General features: G+C 62.9%; 3 protein-coding genes. 2 read left to right on the plus strand and 1 reads right to left on the minus strand.

The genetic code is table 11. From position 1 onward, the window contains the following. Positions 1–105 precede the first annotated feature (105 nt). Both AC1RME_RS13360 and AC1RME_RS13365 read left to right on the plus strand, forming a co-directional pair. The gene (locus AC1RME_RS13360) at positions 106–16,338 is read left to right on the plus strand and encodes a LapA family giant adhesin (RefSeq protein WP_493091379.1); all 16,233 of its coding nucleotides are present in this window, start codon (positions 106–108) and stop codon (positions 16,336–16,338) included. Between the two features lie 148 nt (positions 16,339–16,486). Beyond that, positions 16,487–16,825 (plus strand): tryptophan synthase subunit beta, encoded by a 339-nt coding sequence (locus AC1RME_RS13365; protein ID WP_096823040.1) that lies wholly within the window; start codon positions 16,487–16,489, stop codon positions 16,823–16,825. Between the two features lie 49 nt (positions 16,826–16,874). Here AC1RME_RS13365 and lapD read toward each other — a convergent pair whose 3' ends face one another. After that, on the minus strand, positions 16,875–18,818 hold the full coding sequence (gene lapD / locus AC1RME_RS13370) for a cyclic di-GMP receptor LapD (RefSeq protein ID WP_096823041.1): 1,944 nt from the start codon (positions 18,816–18,818) through the stop codon (positions 16,875–16,877). Positions 18,819–18,820: the final 2 nt, after the last annotated feature.

The following is an 18,820-nucleotide window of genomic DNA, read 5'->3' on the forward strand; positions in this document are numbered from 1 at the left end:
TCAAACTTGATTCACATTTTTTTAAAAGTACGTCCAGACTGAATCGGCGCAGAAAGCCATCAGGTCTATGGAAGTCAACTGAACGTGACACCCGGAGAGTCTTCAATGAGCAGTGTTGTTGCCATCGTCAAAAGCATTGTCGGTCAGGTTTTCGTGGTGTCCCCAGAGGGCGTCCGTCGCGTACTCGTTGAAGGCGACCGCTTGTTCGTCGGTGATCAGGTCGATACCGGCGTTTCCGGCGCGGTGTCCCTGGAACTGGCCGATGGCCGCACCCTGGACCTGGGCCGCGACACGCAGTGGAGCGCCAGCACTCCGGACTCCAGCACCGATCTGGCCGAGGCCACTGCGCAAGCCGCGCCGTCCGTTGCAGAACTGCAACAAGCCATCGCCGCCGGCGCTGACCCGACCACCGCTCTTGAAGCCACCGCTGCCGGCCCAAGCGCCGCAGGCACTGGCGGTGCTGCCGGTGGTGGCCACAGTTTCGTGATGCTCGATGCGACCGCGGGTCGTGTCGACCCGACCATCGGTTTCCCGACCGCAGGCATCAACTCCGGTGGCCAGGCCGCCCAGAACATCACCGGTGGCCAGACCACCGATACCACCACCAACGCCTTGCGCGACTCGACCCTGAGCCTCAGCGCCACGCCGACCATCACCGAAGCCGGCGGCGTGCTGGTGTACACCGCGACCCTGACCCAGGCGCCGCTGACCGACCTGACCATCACCCTGTCCAACGGCTCGGTGATCGTGATTCCGGCAGGCTCCACCACCGGCACCGTCAACGTGCCACTGGCACCGAACGACACGGTCTACAACGACCCGACCCAGATCAACGTGACCGTCACCGGCACCACCGGTGGCAACGGCATTACCGTCACCGTGCCGACCACCCCGGCCGTGACCCAGGTCACCGATACCATCGACACCACCACCGTCACCCTGACGGCGGGCAACAGCGTCACCGAAGGTGGCCAGATCACCTATACCGCCACACTGACCAACCCGGCGCAGACACCGGTCACCGTCACCCTGTCCAACGGCTCGACCATCACCATCGGCGCCGGCCAGACCACCGGCACCGTCAACGTGCCGACCGCGCCGAATGACGTCTATAACAACGGCAGCACCGTCACTACCACGATTACGGGCGCAACCGGCGGCAACTTCGAAAACCTGGTGCCGAACCCGACGCCGGCCGTCACCACGATTGTGGACTCGATCGACACCACCGGTTTGACCCTGACAGCCACCGGCACCGTGGTCGAAGGCGGCCAGATCACCTACACCGCGACCTTGACCAACCCGGCACAGACGCCGGTGACCGTCACCCTGTCGAACGGCTCGACCATCACCATCGAAGCCGGCAAGACCAGCGGCAGCGTCAACGTGCCGACCGCACCGAATGACGTCTACAACAACGGCGGCACCGTCAGCACCACGATTACCGGCGCTACCGGCGGCAACTTCGAAAACCTGGTACCGAACACAACGCCGGCGACCACCACGGTCACCGACTCTATCGACACCACCAATCTGTCGCTGAGCGCTACCGGTTCCGTGGCTGAAGGCGGTTCGATCGTCTACACCGCGACCCTGACCAATCCGGCCGGCACCCCGGTGACCGTGACGTTGAGCAACGGCTCCGTCATCACCATCGAGGCTGGCAAAACCACTGGCACTGTGACCGTTCCGGCGCCAGCCGATGACGTCTATAAAGACGCCGGCAAGGTCGAAGTCAGCATTACCGGCACCACTGGCGGCAATTTCGAGAACCTGGTGCCGAGCACCGTTCCGGCCGTCACCGAAGTCACCGACACCATCGATACCACTACGGTCAAACTGACCGCGACCGAGTCGGCGGCTGAAGGCGGTACTGTCACTTATACCGCTACGGTGGGCGCGCCAGTGACCGGTTCGCCGGTCACCGTCACTTTGGCCAACGGCCAGACCATCACCATCGAAGTCGGCAAAACCACCGGTACCGTGACCACCACCGCGCCGAACGATGCGTTGAACGGTCATGAGCCACTGAGCAACTCGATCACTGGCGTAACGGGCGGCAACTACGAGAACCTCGTAGCCGACAAGACCCCGGTCAGCACCACCGTCACCGATACCATCGACACTACCAACCTGACCCTGAGCGCTACCGGCTCTGTGGCCGAAGGCGGCTCGATTGTTTACACCGCAACCCTGACCAACCCCGCAGGCACGCCGGTGACCGTGACGTTGAGCAACGGCGCTGTCATCACCATCGAGGCCGGTAAAACAACTGGCACCGTAACGGTTCCTGCGCCAGCCGATGACGTCTACAAGGACGCCGGCAAGGTCGAAGTGACCATCAAGGACGCTTCCGGTGGCAACTTCGAGAATCTGGTGCCAAGCACCGTCCCGGCCGTCACCGAAGTCACCGATACCATCGACACTTCGACCGTCAAACTGACGGCTGATACGTCGGTCGCGGAAGGCGGCACTGTCACCTACACCGCCACGGTGAGTGCACCGGTCACTGGATCGCCAGTAACTGTCACTTTGGCCAACGGCCAGACCATCACCATAGAAGTCGGCAAGACTACCGGTACCGTCACCACCACGGCGCCAAACGATGTGCTGACCGGCCAGGCGCCGCTGAGCAACTCGATCACCGGCGTTTCCGGCGGCAACTACGAAAACCTCGTGGCCGACAAAACGCCGGTCAGCACCACCGTGACCGATACCGTCGACACCACCAACCTGACCTTGAGCGCTACCGGCTCCGTGGCCGAAGGTGGTTCGATCGTTTACACCGCTACATTGACCAACCCGGCCGGTACGCCGGTGACCGTGACCCTGAGCAATGGCTCGGTGATCACTATTGAAGCGGGTAAAACCACCGGTACCGTGACGGTTCCAGCCCCTGCCGATGACGTCTACAAAGATGCCGGCAAAGTCGAAGTGACCATCAAGGACACTTCCGGCGGCAACTTCGAGAACCTGGTGCCAAGCACCGTTCCGGCCGTCACTGAAGTCACTGACACCATCGACACGACGACCGTGAAGCTGACCGCTTCCGAAACCGCTGCTGAAGGTGGCACTGTCACCTACACCGCGACCGTGGGCGCGCCTGTGACCGGCTCGCCAGTGACTGTCACTTTGGCCAATGGCCAGACCATCACCATCGAAGTCGGCAAGACCACCGGCACCGTGACCACCACGGCACCGAACGATGCATTGAACGGTCATGAGCCACTGAGCAACTCGATCACTGGTGTGAGCGGCGGCAACTACGAAAACCTCGTGGCCGACAAGACTCCGGTCAGCACCACAGTGACCGATACTGTCGACACCACCAACCTGACCCTCAGCGCCACTGGCTCTGTGGCCGAAGGCGGCTCGATTGTTTACACCGCGACCCTGACCAACCCGGCCGGCACGCCGGTGACCGTGACGTTGAGCAACGGCTCCGTCATCACCATCGAAGCGGGTAAAACCACGGGCACCGTGACGGTTCCGGCACCAGCCGATGACGTCTACAAAGACGCCGGAAAAGTCGAAGTGACCATCAAGGACGCGTCCGGCGGCAACTTCGAGAATCTGGTGCCAAGCACCGTTCCTGCCGTGACTGAAGTCACTGACACTATCGACACCACCACGGTCAAACTGACCGCGACCGAATCCGCTGCTGAAGGTGGCACCGTCACCTACACCGCCACGGTGGGCGCGCCAGTGACCGGTTCACCAGTCACCGTGACCCTGGCCAATGGTCAGTCGATCACCATCGAGGTCGGCAAAACCACCGGTACCGTGACCACCACCGCGCCGAACGATGCACTGAACGGTCATGAGCCACTGAGCAACTCGATCACTGGCGTGAGCGGCGGCAACTACGAAAACCTCGTGGCCGACAAGACGCCGGTCAGCACCGCCGTCACCGATACCGTCGACACCACCAATCTCTCGCTGACCGCGACTGGCTCCGTGGCCGAGGGCGGTTCGATCGTCTACACCGCGACCCTGACCAATCCGGCCGGCACTCCGGTGACCGTGACGTTGAGCAATGGCTCCGTCATCACCATCGAAGCTGGCAAGACCACGGGCACCGTGACCGTTCCGGCTCCGGCCGATGACGTCTACAAGGACGCCGGCAAAGTCGAAGTGACCATCAAGGACGCTTCCGGCGGCAACTTCGAAAACCTGGTGCCAAGCACTGTTCCGGCCGTCACCGAAGTGACCGATACCATCGACACCTCGACCGTGAAGTTGAGCGCCGATACATCTGTAGCCGAAGGTGGCACCGTCACCTACACCGCAACCGTTGGCGCCCCCGTCACCGGTTCGCCTGTGACCGTGACCCTCGCCAACGGCCAGACCATCACCATCGAAGTCGGCAAAACCACCGGTACCGTGACCACCACCGCGCCGAACGATGCGTTGAACGGTCATGAACCGCTGAGCAACTCGATCACTGGCGTTTCCGGCGGCAACTACGAAAACCTCGTGGCTGACAAAACTCCGGTTTCGACTACGGTCACCGACACTGTCGACACCACTAATCTGTCGCTGACCGCGACTGGCTCGGTGGCCGAAGGCGGTTCGATCGTTTACACCGCGACCCTGACCAACCCGGCCGGCACGCCGGTGACCGTGACGTTGAGCAACGGCTCCGTCATCACCATCGAAGCGGGTAAAACCACCGGCACCGTGACCGTTCCGGCCCCTGCCGATGACGTCTACAAAGACGCCGGCAAAGTCGAAGTCACCATCAAGGACGCTTCCGGCGGCAACTTCGAGAACCTGGTGCCAAGCACCGTTCCGGCCGTCACTGAAGTCACTGACACCATCGACACCACCACGGTCAAACTGACCGCGACCGAATCCGCTGCTGAAGGTGGCACCGTCACCTACACCGCGACCGTGGGTGCACCCGTGACTGGTTCGCCGGTCACCGTGACCTTGGCCAACGGTCAGTCGATCACCATCGAAGTGGGCAAGACCACTGGCACCGTCACCACCACCGCGCCGAACGATGCGTTGAACGGTCACGAGCCACTGAGCAACTCGATCACTGGCGTCAGCGGCGGCAATTACGAGAATCTGGTTGCTGACAAAACCCCTGTTTCGACTACTGTCACCGACACCGTCGACACTACCAACCTGACGCTGAGCGCTACCGGATCTGTGGCTGAAGGCGGTTCGATCGTCTACACCGCCACCCTGACCAACCCGGCCGGTACGCCGGTGACCGTGACGTTGAGCAACGGCGCCGTCATCACCATCGAAGCGGGCAAAACCACGGGTACCGTAAGCGTTCCGGCACCGGCCGACGACGTCTACAAAGACGCGGGTAAAGTCGAAGTCACCATCAAGGACGCGTCCGGCGGCAACTTCGAGAACCTAGTGCCAAGCACCGTTCCGGCCGTCACCGAAGTGACCGACACCATCGACACCACCACGGTCAAACTGACCGCGACTGAATCGGCAGCTGAAGGCGGCACCGTCACTTACACCGCCACCGTCGGCGCGCCTGTCACCGGTTCGCCTGTGACTGTGACCCTGTCCAACGGTCAGTCGATCACCATCGAAGTCGGCAAGACCACCGGCACCGTCACCACCACCGCACCGAACGATGCGCTCAACGGTCACGAACCGCTGACCAACTCGATCACCGGCGTAACCGGTGGCAACTACGAAAACCTCGTGGCTGACAAAACCCCGGTCAGCACCACCGTCACCGACACCGTCGACACCACCAACCTGACCCTGAGCGCCACCGGTTCTGTGGCCGAGGGTGGTTCGATCATTTACACCGCGACCCTGACCAATCCGGCCGGCACCCCGGTGACCGTGACCCTTTCGAACGGCGCCGTGATCACCATCGAGGCCGGCAAAACTACCGGCACCGTCAGCGTTCCGGCACCGGCCGATGACGTCTACAAAGATGCAGGCAAAGTCGAAGCAACCATTTCGAGCGCCACCGGCGGCAACTTCGAGAACCTGGTGCCAAGCACCGTTCCGGCCGTCACCGAAGTGACCGATACCATCGACACCTCGACCGTCAAACTGACCGCGACCGAGTCGGCAGCTGAAGGCGGCACCGTCACCTACACCGCAACGGTTGGCGCACCTGTGACTGGCTCGCCGGTCACCGTGACCCTGGCCAACGGTCAGTCGATCACCATCGAAGTCGGCAAAACCACCGGTACCGTGACCACCACCGCACCGAACGACGCACTCAACGGTCACGAACCGCTGACCAACTCGATCACTGGCGTGAGCGGCGGCAACTACGAGAACCTCGTAGCCGACAAGACACCGGTCAGCACCACCGTGACCGACACCGTCGACACCACCAACCTGACCCTGAGCGCGACGCCGGCAGTCAACGAAGGTGGCCAGATCACCTACACCGCGACCCTGACCAACGCCGCCGGCACCCCGGTGACCGTGACGTTGAGCAACGGCGCCGTGATCACCATCGAGGCCGGCAAAACCACCGGCACCGTGACCGTCGATGCACCGAAGGACGACGTCTACAAGGACGCCGGCACCGTCGAAACGACCATCAAGGGCGCGACCGGTGGCGACTTCGAAAACCTGGTCACCAGCACCACCCCGGCGGTCACCACCGTCAATGACACCATCGACACGTCCACCGTGTCGCTGACCGCTACCGCCAACGTCGCCGAAGGCGAAACCGTGGTCTACACCGCGACCGTGACGGCGCCCGTGACCGGCTCGCCGGTCGTCGTGACCCTGTCCAACGGCCAGACCATCACCATCGCCGTCGGCGAAACCACCGGCACCGTGAACTTCGTCGCACCGAACAGCCCGCTGGCTGGCGGCAGCTCGCTGAGCGTGACCATCGACAAGGCCACCGGCGGCAACTACGAAAACCTGGCGGTCGACAGCAAACCGGCCAACACCTCGGTGTCGGACACCGTCGACACGACTAACCTGAACCTGACGGCCACCGATTCGGTCGCCGAGGGTGGCTCGATCGTCTACACCGCCACCCTGACCAACCCGGCCGGCACGCCAGTGACCGTGACCCTGTCGAACGGCGCGGTAATCACCATCGAAGCCGGCAAGACCACTGGCACCGTGACCGTTCCTGCGCCAGCCGATGACGTCTACAAAGATGCGGGTAAAGTCGAGGCGACCATTTCGACCGCCACCGGTGGCGGTTTCGAGAACCTGGTGCCAAGCACCGTTCCAGCCGTGACCAACGTCACCGACACCATCGACACCACCACGGTGAAACTCACCGCGACCGAGTCGGCGGCTGAAGGCGGAACCGTCACTTACACCGCGACTGTGGGTGCGCCTGTGACTGGCTCGCCGGTGACCGTGACCCTGTCGAACGGTCAGTCGATCACCATCGAAGTCGGCAAGACCACCGGCACCGTCACCACCACCGCGCCGAACGATGCACTCAACGGCCACGCGCCGCTGACCAACGCGATCACTGGCGTGACGGGCGGCAATTACGAGAACCTCGTAGCTGACAAGACCCCAGTCAGCACCACCGTGACTGACACCGTCGACACTACCAACCTGACCCTGAGCGCCACTGGCTCCGTGGCCGAGGGTGGTTCGATCGTCTACACCGCGACCCTGACCAACCCAGCCGGTACGCCGGTCACCGTGACCCTGAGCAACGGCGCGGTGATTACCATCGAAGCCGGTAAAACCACCGGCACCGTAAGCGTTCCGGCTCCGGCCGATGACGTCTACAAAGATGCGGGTAAAGTCGAAGCAACCATTTCGACGGCCACGGGCGGTAACTTCGAGAACCTGGTGCCAAGCACCGTTCCGGCCGTAACCCAGGTCACCGACACCATCGACACCACCACGGTGAAACTCACCGCGACCGAGTCGGCGGCTGAAGGTGGCACTGTCACTTACACCGCGACTGTTGGCGCGCCTGTGACTGGCTCGCCAGTGACCGTGACCCTGTCGAACGGTCAGTCGATCACCATCGAAGTCGGCAAAACCACCGGCACCGTGACCACCACCGCACCGAACGATGCGTTGAACGGTCATGCACCGCTGACCAATGCGATCACCGACGTAACGGGCGGCAACTACGAAAACCTCGTAGCTGACAAAACCCCGGTCAACACCACCGTGACTGACACCGTCGACACCACCAACCTGTCGCTGACCGCGACCGGCACCGTGGCCGAGGGTGGCTCGATCGTTTACACCGCCACCTTGACCAACCCGGCCGGCACGCCGCTGACCGTGACCCTGTCGAACGGCGCCGTCATCACCATCGAAGCCGGCAAGACCACGGGCACCGTGACCGTTGCCGCTCCAGCCGACGACGTCTACAAAGACGCCGGCAAGATCGAAGTCACCATCAAGGATGCAACCGGTGGCAACTTCGAGAACCTCGTTCCGAGCACCGTTCCAGCCGTAACGGAAGTCACCGACACCATCGATACGACGACGGTGAAGCTGACCGCTTCCGAAACGGCCGCTGAAGGCGGCACCGTCACTTACACCGCGACGGTTGGCGCGCCAGTCACCGGCTCGCCTGTGGTTGTCACTTTGGCCAACGGTCAGAGCATCACGATTGAAGTGGGTAAAACCACCGGTACCGTGACCACCACTGCGCCGAACGATGCGCTCAACAGCCATGCGCCACTGAGCAACGCGATCACTGGCGTGACGGGTGGTAACTACGAGAATCTGGTGGCCGACAAAACACCGGTTTCGACCACCGTCACCGATACCGTCGACACCACCAACCTGACCCTGAGCGCCACTGGCTCCGTGGCCGAAGGCGGCTCGATCGTCTACACCGCCACGCTGACCAACCCGGCCGGCACTCCGGTGACCGTGACCCTGTCGAATGGCGCCGTGATCACCATCGAAGCCGGCAAGACCACCGGCACCGTAACCGTTGCGGCTCCGGCCGATGACGTCTACAAGGACGCCGGCAAAGTCGAAGCGACCATTTCGACGGCCACGGGCGGCAACTTCGAGAACCTGGTGCCAAGCACCGTTCCGGCCGTGACCCAAGTCACCGACACCATCGACACCACCACGGTGAAACTCACCGCGACCGAGTCGGCGGCTGAAGGCGGCACCGTCACTTACACCGCAACCGTGGGTGCCCCGGTGACCGGTTCGCCAGTGACCGTAACGCTGTCGAACGGTCAGTCGATCACCATCGAAGTCGGCAAGACCACCGGCACCGTCACCACCACCGCACCGAACGATGCGTTGACCGGTCACGCGCCGTTGACCAACGCGATCACCGGCGTAACCGGCGGCAACTACGAAAACCTCGTAGCCGACAAGACCCCGGTTTCGACCACGGTCACCGACACCGTCGACACCACCAACCTGACCCTCAGCGCCACCAATTCGGTCGCCGAGGGTGGTTCGATCATCTACACCGCGACCCTGACCAACGCTGCTGGCTCGCCAGTCACCGTGACCTTGTCGAACGGCGCCGTGATTACCATCGAAGCCGGTAAAACCACCGGCACCGTGACCGTTCCAGCCCCGGCAGATGACGTCTACAAAGACGCCGGCACTGTCCAGGCCACGATCACCAACGCCACGGGCGGCAACTTCGAGAACCTGGTGCCAAGCACCGTTCCGGCCGTGACCCAGGTCACCGACACCATCGACACCACCACGGTGAAACTCACCGCGACCGAGTCGGCGGCTGAAGGCGGAACCGTTACTTACACCGCGACTGTTGGCGCACCTGTGACCGGTTCGCCAGTCACTGTGACCCTGTCCAATGGTCAGTCGATCACCATCGAAGTCGGCAAGACCACCGGCACCGTCACCACCACCGCACCAAACGATGCGCTCAACGGCCACGCGCCGCTGACCAACGCGATCACCAACGTGACCGGTGGCAACTACGAAAATCTGGTAGCCGACAAGACACCGGTCAACACCACTGTGACCGACACCGTCGACACCACCAATCTGTCCTTGAGCGCCACCAATTCGGTCGCCGAGGGCGGTTCGATTATCTACACCGCCACATTGACCAACGCTGCGGGCACTCCGGTGACCGTGACCTTGAGCAACGGCGCCGTGATCACCATCGAAGCCGGCAAAACCACCGGCACCGTGACCGTTCCTGCACCGGCCGACGACGTCTACAAAGATGCCGGCACTGTCCAGGCCACGATCAGCAACGCCACCGGCGGCAACTTCGAAAACCTGGTGACCAGCACCACGCCAGCGGTGACCAGCGTCACTGACACCATCGACACCACGAACGTGAAACTGACCGCCACCACCAGCGTGGCTGAAGGCGGCACGGTCACTTACACCGCGACTGTCGGCGCCCCTGTGACCGGTTCACCCGTCACGGTGACCCTGTCGAATGGCCAGAGCATCACCATCGAAGTCGGCAAGACCACCGGCACCGTGACCACCACCGCACCGAACGATGTGTTGACCGGCCACGCGCCGCTGACCAACGCGATCACCAACGTGACCGGTGGCAACTACGAGAACCTGGTCGCCGATAAAACCCCGGTTTCGACCACCGTCACCGACACCATCGACACCACCAACCTGTCGCTCAGCGCGACCGGCACCGTGGCCGAAGGCGGCTCGATCACCTACACCGCGACCCTGACCAACGCCGCTGGCTCGCCAGTGACCGTGACCCTGAGCAACGGCGCGGTGATCACTATCGAAGCCGGCAAAACCACTGGCACCGTGACCGTTCCTGCGCCAGCCGATGACGTCTACAAAGACGCCGGCAACGTGCAGGCCACGATCACCAACGCCAGCGGTGGCAGCTTCGAAAACCTGGTGACCAGCAACACACCAGCCGTCACCAGCGTCACCGACACCATCGACACCACGACCGTGAAGCTGACCGCGACCACGACGGCAGCCGAAGGTGGCACTGTCACCTACACCGCGACCGTGGGCGCCCCGGTGACTGGCTCGCCAGTGACTGTGACCCTGTCGAACGGTCAGTCGATCACCATCGAAGTCGGCAAGACCACCGGCACTGTCACCACCACTGCGCCTAACGACGTGTTGAATGGTCATGCACCGCTGACCAATGCGATCACCGGCGTAACCGGTGGCAACTACGAAAATCTGGTGGCCGACAAGACACCGGTCAGCACCACCGTGACCGACACTGTCGACACCACCAACCTGTCCCTGAGTGCTACCAATTCGGTTGCCGAAGGTGGTTCGATCATCTACACCGCCACACTGACCAACGCTGCCGGCACTCCGGTGACCGTAACGTTGAGCAATGGCGCCGTGATCACCATCGAGGCGGGTAAAACCACCGGCACCGTGACCGTTCCTGCGCCAGCCGATGACGTCTACAAGGACGCCGGCACTGTCCAGGCCACGATCACCAACGCCACGGGCGGCAACTTCGAAAACCTGGTGACCAGCAACACACCAGCGGTGACCAGCGTCACCGACACCATCGACACCACCACTGTGAAGCTGACCGCGACCACAACGGCGGCCGAGGGTGGCAGCGTTGTCTACACCGCGACTGTCGGCGCACCGGTGACCGGCTCGCCAGTGACTGTGACCCTGTCCAATGGCCAGACCATCACGATCGACATCGGTAAAACCACTGGCACCGTGACCACCACCGCGCCTAACGATGCGTTGACCGGTCATGCACCGCTGACCAACGCGATCACCAACGTTTCTGGCGGCAACTACGAAAACCTCGTGGCCGATAAAACCCCGGTTTCGACTACGGTCACCGACACCATCGACACCACCAACCTGTCGCTCACCGCGACCGGCACCGTGGCCGAGGGTGGCTCGATTACTTACACCGCAACGCTGACCAACGCCGCTGGCTCGCCAGTGACCGTGACCCTGTCGAACGGCGCCGTGATCACCATCGACGCCGGCAAGACCACCGGCACCGTGACCGTTCCTGCGCCAGCCGATGACGTCTACAAAGATGCCGGCAACGTGCAGGCCACGATCACCAACGCCAGCGGTGGCAACTTCGAGAACCTGGTCACCAGCACCACGCCAGCGGTGACCAGCGTCACCGACACCATCGACACCACCACTGTGAAGCTGACTGCGACCACAACGGCGGCCGAAGGTGGCAACGTTGTCTACACCGCGACCGTGGGTGCGCCTGTAACCGGTTCGCCAGTGACCGTGACCCTGTCCAACGGCCAGTCGATCACGATCGACATCGGCAAGACCACCGGCACCGTGACCACCACCGCGCCGAACGACGCGCTGACCGGCCATGCACCGCTGACCAACTCGATCACCAACGTTTCTGGCGGCAACTACGAAAACCTCGTGGCCGACAAGACGCCGGTTTCGACTACGGTCACCGACACCATCGACACCACCAACCTGTCGCTCACCGCGACCGGCACCGTGGCCGAGGGTGGCTCGATCACTTACACCGCAACACTGACCAACGCCGCTGGCTCGCCAGTGACCGTGACCCTGTCGAACGGCGCCGTGATCACCATCGACGCCGGCAAGACCACCGGCACCGTGACCGTTCCTGCGCCAGCCGATGACGTCTACAAGGACGCCGGCAACGTGCAGGCCTCGATCACCAACGCCACCGGTGGCAACTTCGAGAACCTGGTGACCAGCAATACACCAGCGGTGACCAGCGTCACCGACACCATCGACACCACGACCGTCAGCATTACCGGCAGCACCTCGGTGACCGAAGGCCAGACCGCCAGCTACACCGTCAGCCTGACCCACCCGGCGCAAACCGAAGTGACCCTGAAAATCGTCTACAGCGGCACCGCCGCCGACGGTTCGGACTTCACCGGTGTGTACACCGTGAAGATCCCGGCCGGTGCAAGCACAGCGACCTTCAACGTTGCGACCATCGACGACAAGATCACCGAAGGCACCGAGAACTTCGTGGTCAAGATCGACTCGGCCACCGGCGGCAACTTCGAGAACCTCGCTGTCAGCAGCACCAACGGCAGCGTCAGCACCTCGATCATCGACAACGATGCGCCACCGGTCATCGACCTCGACGCCAACAACTCCAGCGGCGCCACCGGGGCCGACTACAAGGTGACCTTCACCGAGAACACCCCGGGCGCGGGTGTGTCGATTGCCGACACCGATATCAAGATCACCGACCCGGACAGCACCATGCTGACCGGCGCCACCATCGTGCTGACCAACCGTCAGGACGGCGATGCGCTGAATCTGGGCAACAGCGTCAACGGCATCACCATCAATGCCAACAGCACCAACGGCACGATCACGCTGACCCTGTCGGGCAATGCGACGCTGGCCGACTACATGCAGCAGATCAAGAACATCAGCTTCACCAACAGCAGTGAAGACCCGAGCACCGTGCCACGGATCATCACCGTGACCGTGACCGATGGCGGCAACTACTCCAACGTCGCCACCACCACGGTCAATGTGGTGGCGGTCAACGACGCGCCGGTCGCCGCTCCGGTCAATGTCACCGGTACCGAAGACACCCCGCTGATTCTCGGCTGGTCGACCTTCGGCGTCAGCGACGTGGACAGCCCGGCCTCGAGCCTGGGCGTGAAAATCACCCAGCTGCCGGGCGAAGGCAAACTGCAGTATCTGGACGGTTCGACCTGGAAAGACGTCGCCACCAACCAGACCTTCAGCAAGGCCGACATCGACGCCGGCAAGCTGCGCTTCATGCCGGATGCCAACGAGTCGGGCGTGAACGGTTACGGCGGCACCGGTCTGGGCAACAACCAGGCTGACTACGCACAGATCAAGTTCCAGCCAACCGACGGCCAATTGCTGGGCAACACCGGCACCATCAAGATCGACATCACGCCAGTGGCGGATGCACCGACCCTGTCGGTTGCCGATAACAGCGTGAAGTCCACCGGGTTGATCAAGGAAGTCTGGACCGGCCTGTCGGGCCTGGGCACCGACGGCAGCGGCGCGAATTCGACCACGCTGAAAAACGTGATCGACGGCGCCGGCACACCGAACTCCAGCGGCACCGTGACCAACGTGCAATCCGACGGCAGCGTGACCGCCGGCACCGCATCGAAGACTTCGGGCCTGATCTATCTGGAAGCCGGCAAGACCTACACCTTCACCGGTACTGGCGATGACAGCCTGCTGGTGACCATCGGCGGCAAGAGCGTGGCGTCCACGACGTGGGGCGCGGGCGGCAACCTCAACGGTTCGTTCACCCCGACCACCAGCGGCTACTACACCCTGGACATCTACCACCACAACCAGAGCGGTCCGGGCAGCTACGACGTCAACCTGTCGGTCAACGGCAGCACGCCGATCGATCTGAGCAGTGCCGGCGTGCCGATCTACACCGGCGTGACGGATCTGGTGAACGCAGGCGTGACAGTGTCCGACCTGCACGGCAGCAACGGCGAAGGCTATTACGACGGCTACAAACTCAACACCGGCGCCGAAGGCACCACCGTGAAACTGTCGTCGATCAGCACCGCGCTGACCGACACCGACGGCTCGGAAACCCTGAGCATCAAGATCAGCGGTGCACCGGTCGGTTCGGTCCTCAGCGACGGCGCAGGCCACAGCTTCACCGTGACCGCCACCAGCGGCGACGCCAACGTCACCGGCTGGAACCTCGGCACCCTGACCGTGACCCCGCCGACCTACTACAACGGCCAGTTCAACCTGACCGTGACCTCGACCTCCACCGAGGCCGTAGGCGGCTCGGCCAGCACCACCGCGACCATTCCGGTCACCGTGGTGCCGGCGGTCTACAACGCAGTGGTCGCCACCTCGGGTGACGACACCTTCACCGGTACCGACGGCAACGACATCATGGTCGCCGACATCGGCGGCCTGACCGTGGTGCCGGGCACCAACTACAACATCGCGTTCATGGTCGACAGCTCCGGCAGCATGAGCGCCTCGTCGATCAACGCCGCCAAGGACTCGCTGACGTCGGTGTTCAACACCCTCAAGCAGAGCCTGGGCAACAACTCGGGCACGGTGAACATCTTCCTGGTGGACTTCGATACCCAGGTCAACAAGTCGGTGTCGGTGAACCTCAACGACCCGAATGCGCTGACCTTGCTCAAAGCCGTGCTGGACTCGATGACCTCCGGCGGCGGCACCAACTATGAAGACGTGTTCAAAGCCACGGCCAACTTCTTCCAGAGCACTGAAGCGCTGGCCAACACCGGGGCGAAGAACCTCACGTACTTCATCACCGACGGCCAGCCGACCTACTACCAGAGCGGCGAGCAGACCAACCCGACGCTGTACGGCAACGTGAAGCTCGACGACGTGGTGAAGACCAGCAACTACAAACTGGGCGACAGCTTCAGCACCTACATCGACAGCACCCACTACCTGAGCATCAACACTGCCGGCGCCGTGGTCTTGCAAACGCTGAAGAACGGCAACTGGAGCTGGAACAGCCTCGGCACCATCCACGCCCAGGGCGACGGCACCTATGAGCTGTCGAGCCTGGCGGGTAGCGGCAACAGCACCACGTCGGCCACCACCGACAACGCCAACAGCGGCTTCGCGCTGCTCAGCGGGCTGTCGAACGTCGAGGCCATCGGTATCAACAGCGGCGTCAGCCTCAACGATCTGAAACCTTACGACAGCGATCACAACCCGCAGACCAACATCGATCCCAAGGATCTGGCCAACTCGATCATCGGCCACACCGAGGCGACGATGCCGGGCAACGACACCGTCAGCGGCGGCGACGGCAACGACATCCTGTTCGGCGATCTGGTGAGCTTCAACGGCATTGCCGGCGAGGGTTACCAGGCGATGCAGGCGTTCGTCGCGCAGCAGACCGGCGTCGATGTCAGCAAAGTCACCACCAGCAACGTGCACCAGTACATCACCGAGCACTATCAGGCGTTCGATGTGTCCGGTGCCCATGACGGCAACGACACGCTGCTGGGCGGCGCGGGCAATGACATCCTGTTCGGCTCGGGCGGCAACGACCTGCTCGATGGCGGCAAGGGCAATGACATCCTGCTCGGCGGCACCGGCAACGACACGCTGATCGGTGGCCCGGGCAACGACATCCTGATCGGTGGCTCCGGTGCCGACACCTTCGTCTGGAAGGCAGGCGACACCGGCAACGACGTGATCAAGGACTTCAAGGCCAGCGAAGGCGACCGCATCGACCTGCGTGATCTGTTGCAGGGCGAGACCGGCAGCACCATCGACAACTTCCTGAAGATCACCACGGTCGACGGCGTGTCGTCGCTGCAAGTCAGCTCGGGCGGCAAGTTCAACTCGGGTGATGCCGCAGCCGCCACACCGGACGTGACGATCAAACTGGAAGGCAACAACTGGTCCACTGCCAACATTCACAACCTGATTGCCGGCAGCGATCCGACCATCAAGGTCGACCACAACAACAGCTGATGCGTGAACAAAACGGCCGCCCCAATGGGGCGGCCGTCACGTTTGCGCCCATCACCCCGGTGACGATTTCGTCGGCGCACCGCATACTCGCGCGCAGTTGGCTATGCTGCTGACAGCATGACGCGGGTTCATTTCTGAGGGATGCTCAATGTTTTACGTGCAACGCGATGCGCAGGGTCAGTTGGTTCGCGTGGAAGCTGCCGCCTGGGCCGAGGCCACGGAAACGCTGCCGGCCGACCACCATGAAATCCAGGCCTGGTTTGCCAACGCCGCGGTGGAAAACAGCCTCAAGCAGCTCAAGCAGAGCGACCTGGAAATGATCCGGGTACTCGACGACCTGATTCAGGTGCTGACCAGCAAAGGCGTGATCCGCGTCACCGACCTGCCGCCGGCGGCCCAGGCCAAGTTGATGGACCGTACCCAGGCCCGGGAAGCGTTGGGCGGGTTGAGTCAGTTGATCGATGATGAAGAGACCGGGTTGATCTGATCTTTTTGTACTGTCCGTGCCCACGCTATGCGTGGGAACGGACAATTCATCACCAGGGTTTTGGCTCTCCGAAGAGCTGTCCCTGAACCCCGTACAAGCCCATCTCGCGAATCACCGACAATTCCCCTTCCGTCTCGACCCGCTCGGCAATCAACGGCAGATCGATGCTGTGCGCCGCACGCTGGATCGCCTCGATGAACAGACGTTTGTCACTTTCCTGATCGATCGCCCGAATGTAGCTGCCATCGATCTTCAAGTACGCCAGCCCCAGCCGCGCCAGGTTGCCGATCATGCTGAAGCGCCCGCCGAAGCGTTGCAGGCTCAGGGAGAAACCGAGTTCGCGCAGGCGGCGGGTCAACTGTTCCAGCACCGCTTGTTCCGGCAATTGCTCCTCGCCGATTTCCAGGGTCAGACGCGGCCCCAGATTGGAGTGCGAGCGCAGAATCTCGAAGACTTTGTTCAGCGCCTGTGGATCGGCCAAGGTCGCCGACGACAGGTTCAGCGCCAGGGATTTTTCATGCCCGGCCATTTGCTCCAGCACCCGCTCGAGCATCAGTCGGTCCAGCCGTGCGGTCCAGCCAAAGCGCTCCAGCCACGGCAGGAAGCGTCCGGCGGGAATGGTCTGGCCCTGCTCGTCGAGCAAGCGTGACAGCACCTTGTAATGCAGCACCAGTTGCGTGTCCTGCGCCGCCACTACCGGCTGGAAGAACAGCTCGAAACGCCGCTGGCTCAGGGCCTGATCGAGCAGGCGATGCCAGGCGTGGTGATCGTCACCGACGTCCGCCACCAGGCTCTGATCGAGACACGCCCAGTTCTGCTCGCCCTGCCCTTCGGCCTGGGCCAGTGCCTGATCGCCGAGGCTGAGCACCGCTTGCGGCGAATCGCCGTGGGCGAACGGTGCGAGGCCGATGGAGGCCACGGCCGCCACGTCGGTGGCGCCTGTCGCATGCAGGCTGCTCAGCGCACTGTCGAGGCTTTGCGCCAGTTGCAGCGCTTCTTCCCGCGTCAGCCCCGGCGCCAGCACGGCGAATTCACCGCCGCGAATACGTGTGACGAGATTCTGGGTTTCCGGGTATTTGGCGCACTCGCGGGACAGTTGCTCGCCAACTGCCTTGAGCAATTCATCGGTGCGCTGACCGCCGAGGCGCTGGTTCAGCCCGGCCAGGTCCTTGACCCGCAACAACAGCAGATAACCGGAGCTGGCCTGCTCCGGGTTGCTCACCCGGGCGTTCAGTTGCATCTCGAAATAGCGCCGGTTGGCCAGCCCCGTGAGGTTGTCCTGATAGGACTCGGTGCGCAGTTTTTCACTGCGCTCGGCCTGCTCCTGGAACAGCGCCTTGAGCTTCTCGACCATCTGGTTCATGGCCAGCACTACGCGACGCAGTTCAGGCGTGCGCGGCAGGTCCGGCAGGCTGAGGAACTCGCGACGGGCGATGGCGTGGGATTGCTTGACCATGTAATCCAGCGGCCTCAGTTGTCGACGCAGCAACAGCGCGCCGAGCACCGCACTCACCGCGCCGCAGACCAGCAGCCAGCCAAGACTGCCCAAAGCGCTCTGCCAGAGTTTGGCCAGGGCGAACATCGGGTGGCTGACCACCTCGACCCGCGCCGCCTGCTCCCAGCCACGGCTGACCAGCGCATCGCCACCGGCCGGCTCCAGACCGATCAGTTTGACGAACCAGTCCGGCACGTTGGTGACCGCCGGAATGCCGTTGCGCTCGACGATGGTCTGGTCGGTCTTCAGATCGACCACGCGGATGCTCGAGTAGTAACCGCTGTCGAAGATCGAACTGACCAGCAGCTCGACCATCGCCGGGTCGTCGATATTCGGCGTCAGCGACAGCGCCAGCGCCGTGGCGGCGTCCTGGGCGTGGGAGCGCAACTGATTGACGTACTGGGTGCGCGAGCTTTCCAGACTGACCATGAAGCTGCCGGTGAAGGCGACCACCAGGAACAGACAGATAGCGATCAACAGCTGTTTGAACAAGGACATCT

The organism is Pseudomonas sp. GW822-FHT03F08, from assembly GCF_058801265.1.

Bases quoted from the DNA above. Each gene is read 5' to 3' on its own strand.
- AC1RME_RS13360 (WP_493091379.1), top strand. From the start codon at position 106: ATGAGCAGTGTTGTTGCCATCGTCAAAAGCATTGTCGGTCAGGTTTTC.
- AC1RME_RS13365 (WP_096823040.1), top strand. From the start codon at position 16,487: ATGTTTTACGTGCAACGCGATGCGCAGGGTCAGTTGGTTCGCGTGGAA.
- lapD (WP_096823041.1), bottom strand. From the start codon at position 18,818: ATGTCCTTGTTCAAACAGCTGTTGATCGCTATCTGTCTGTTCCTGGTG.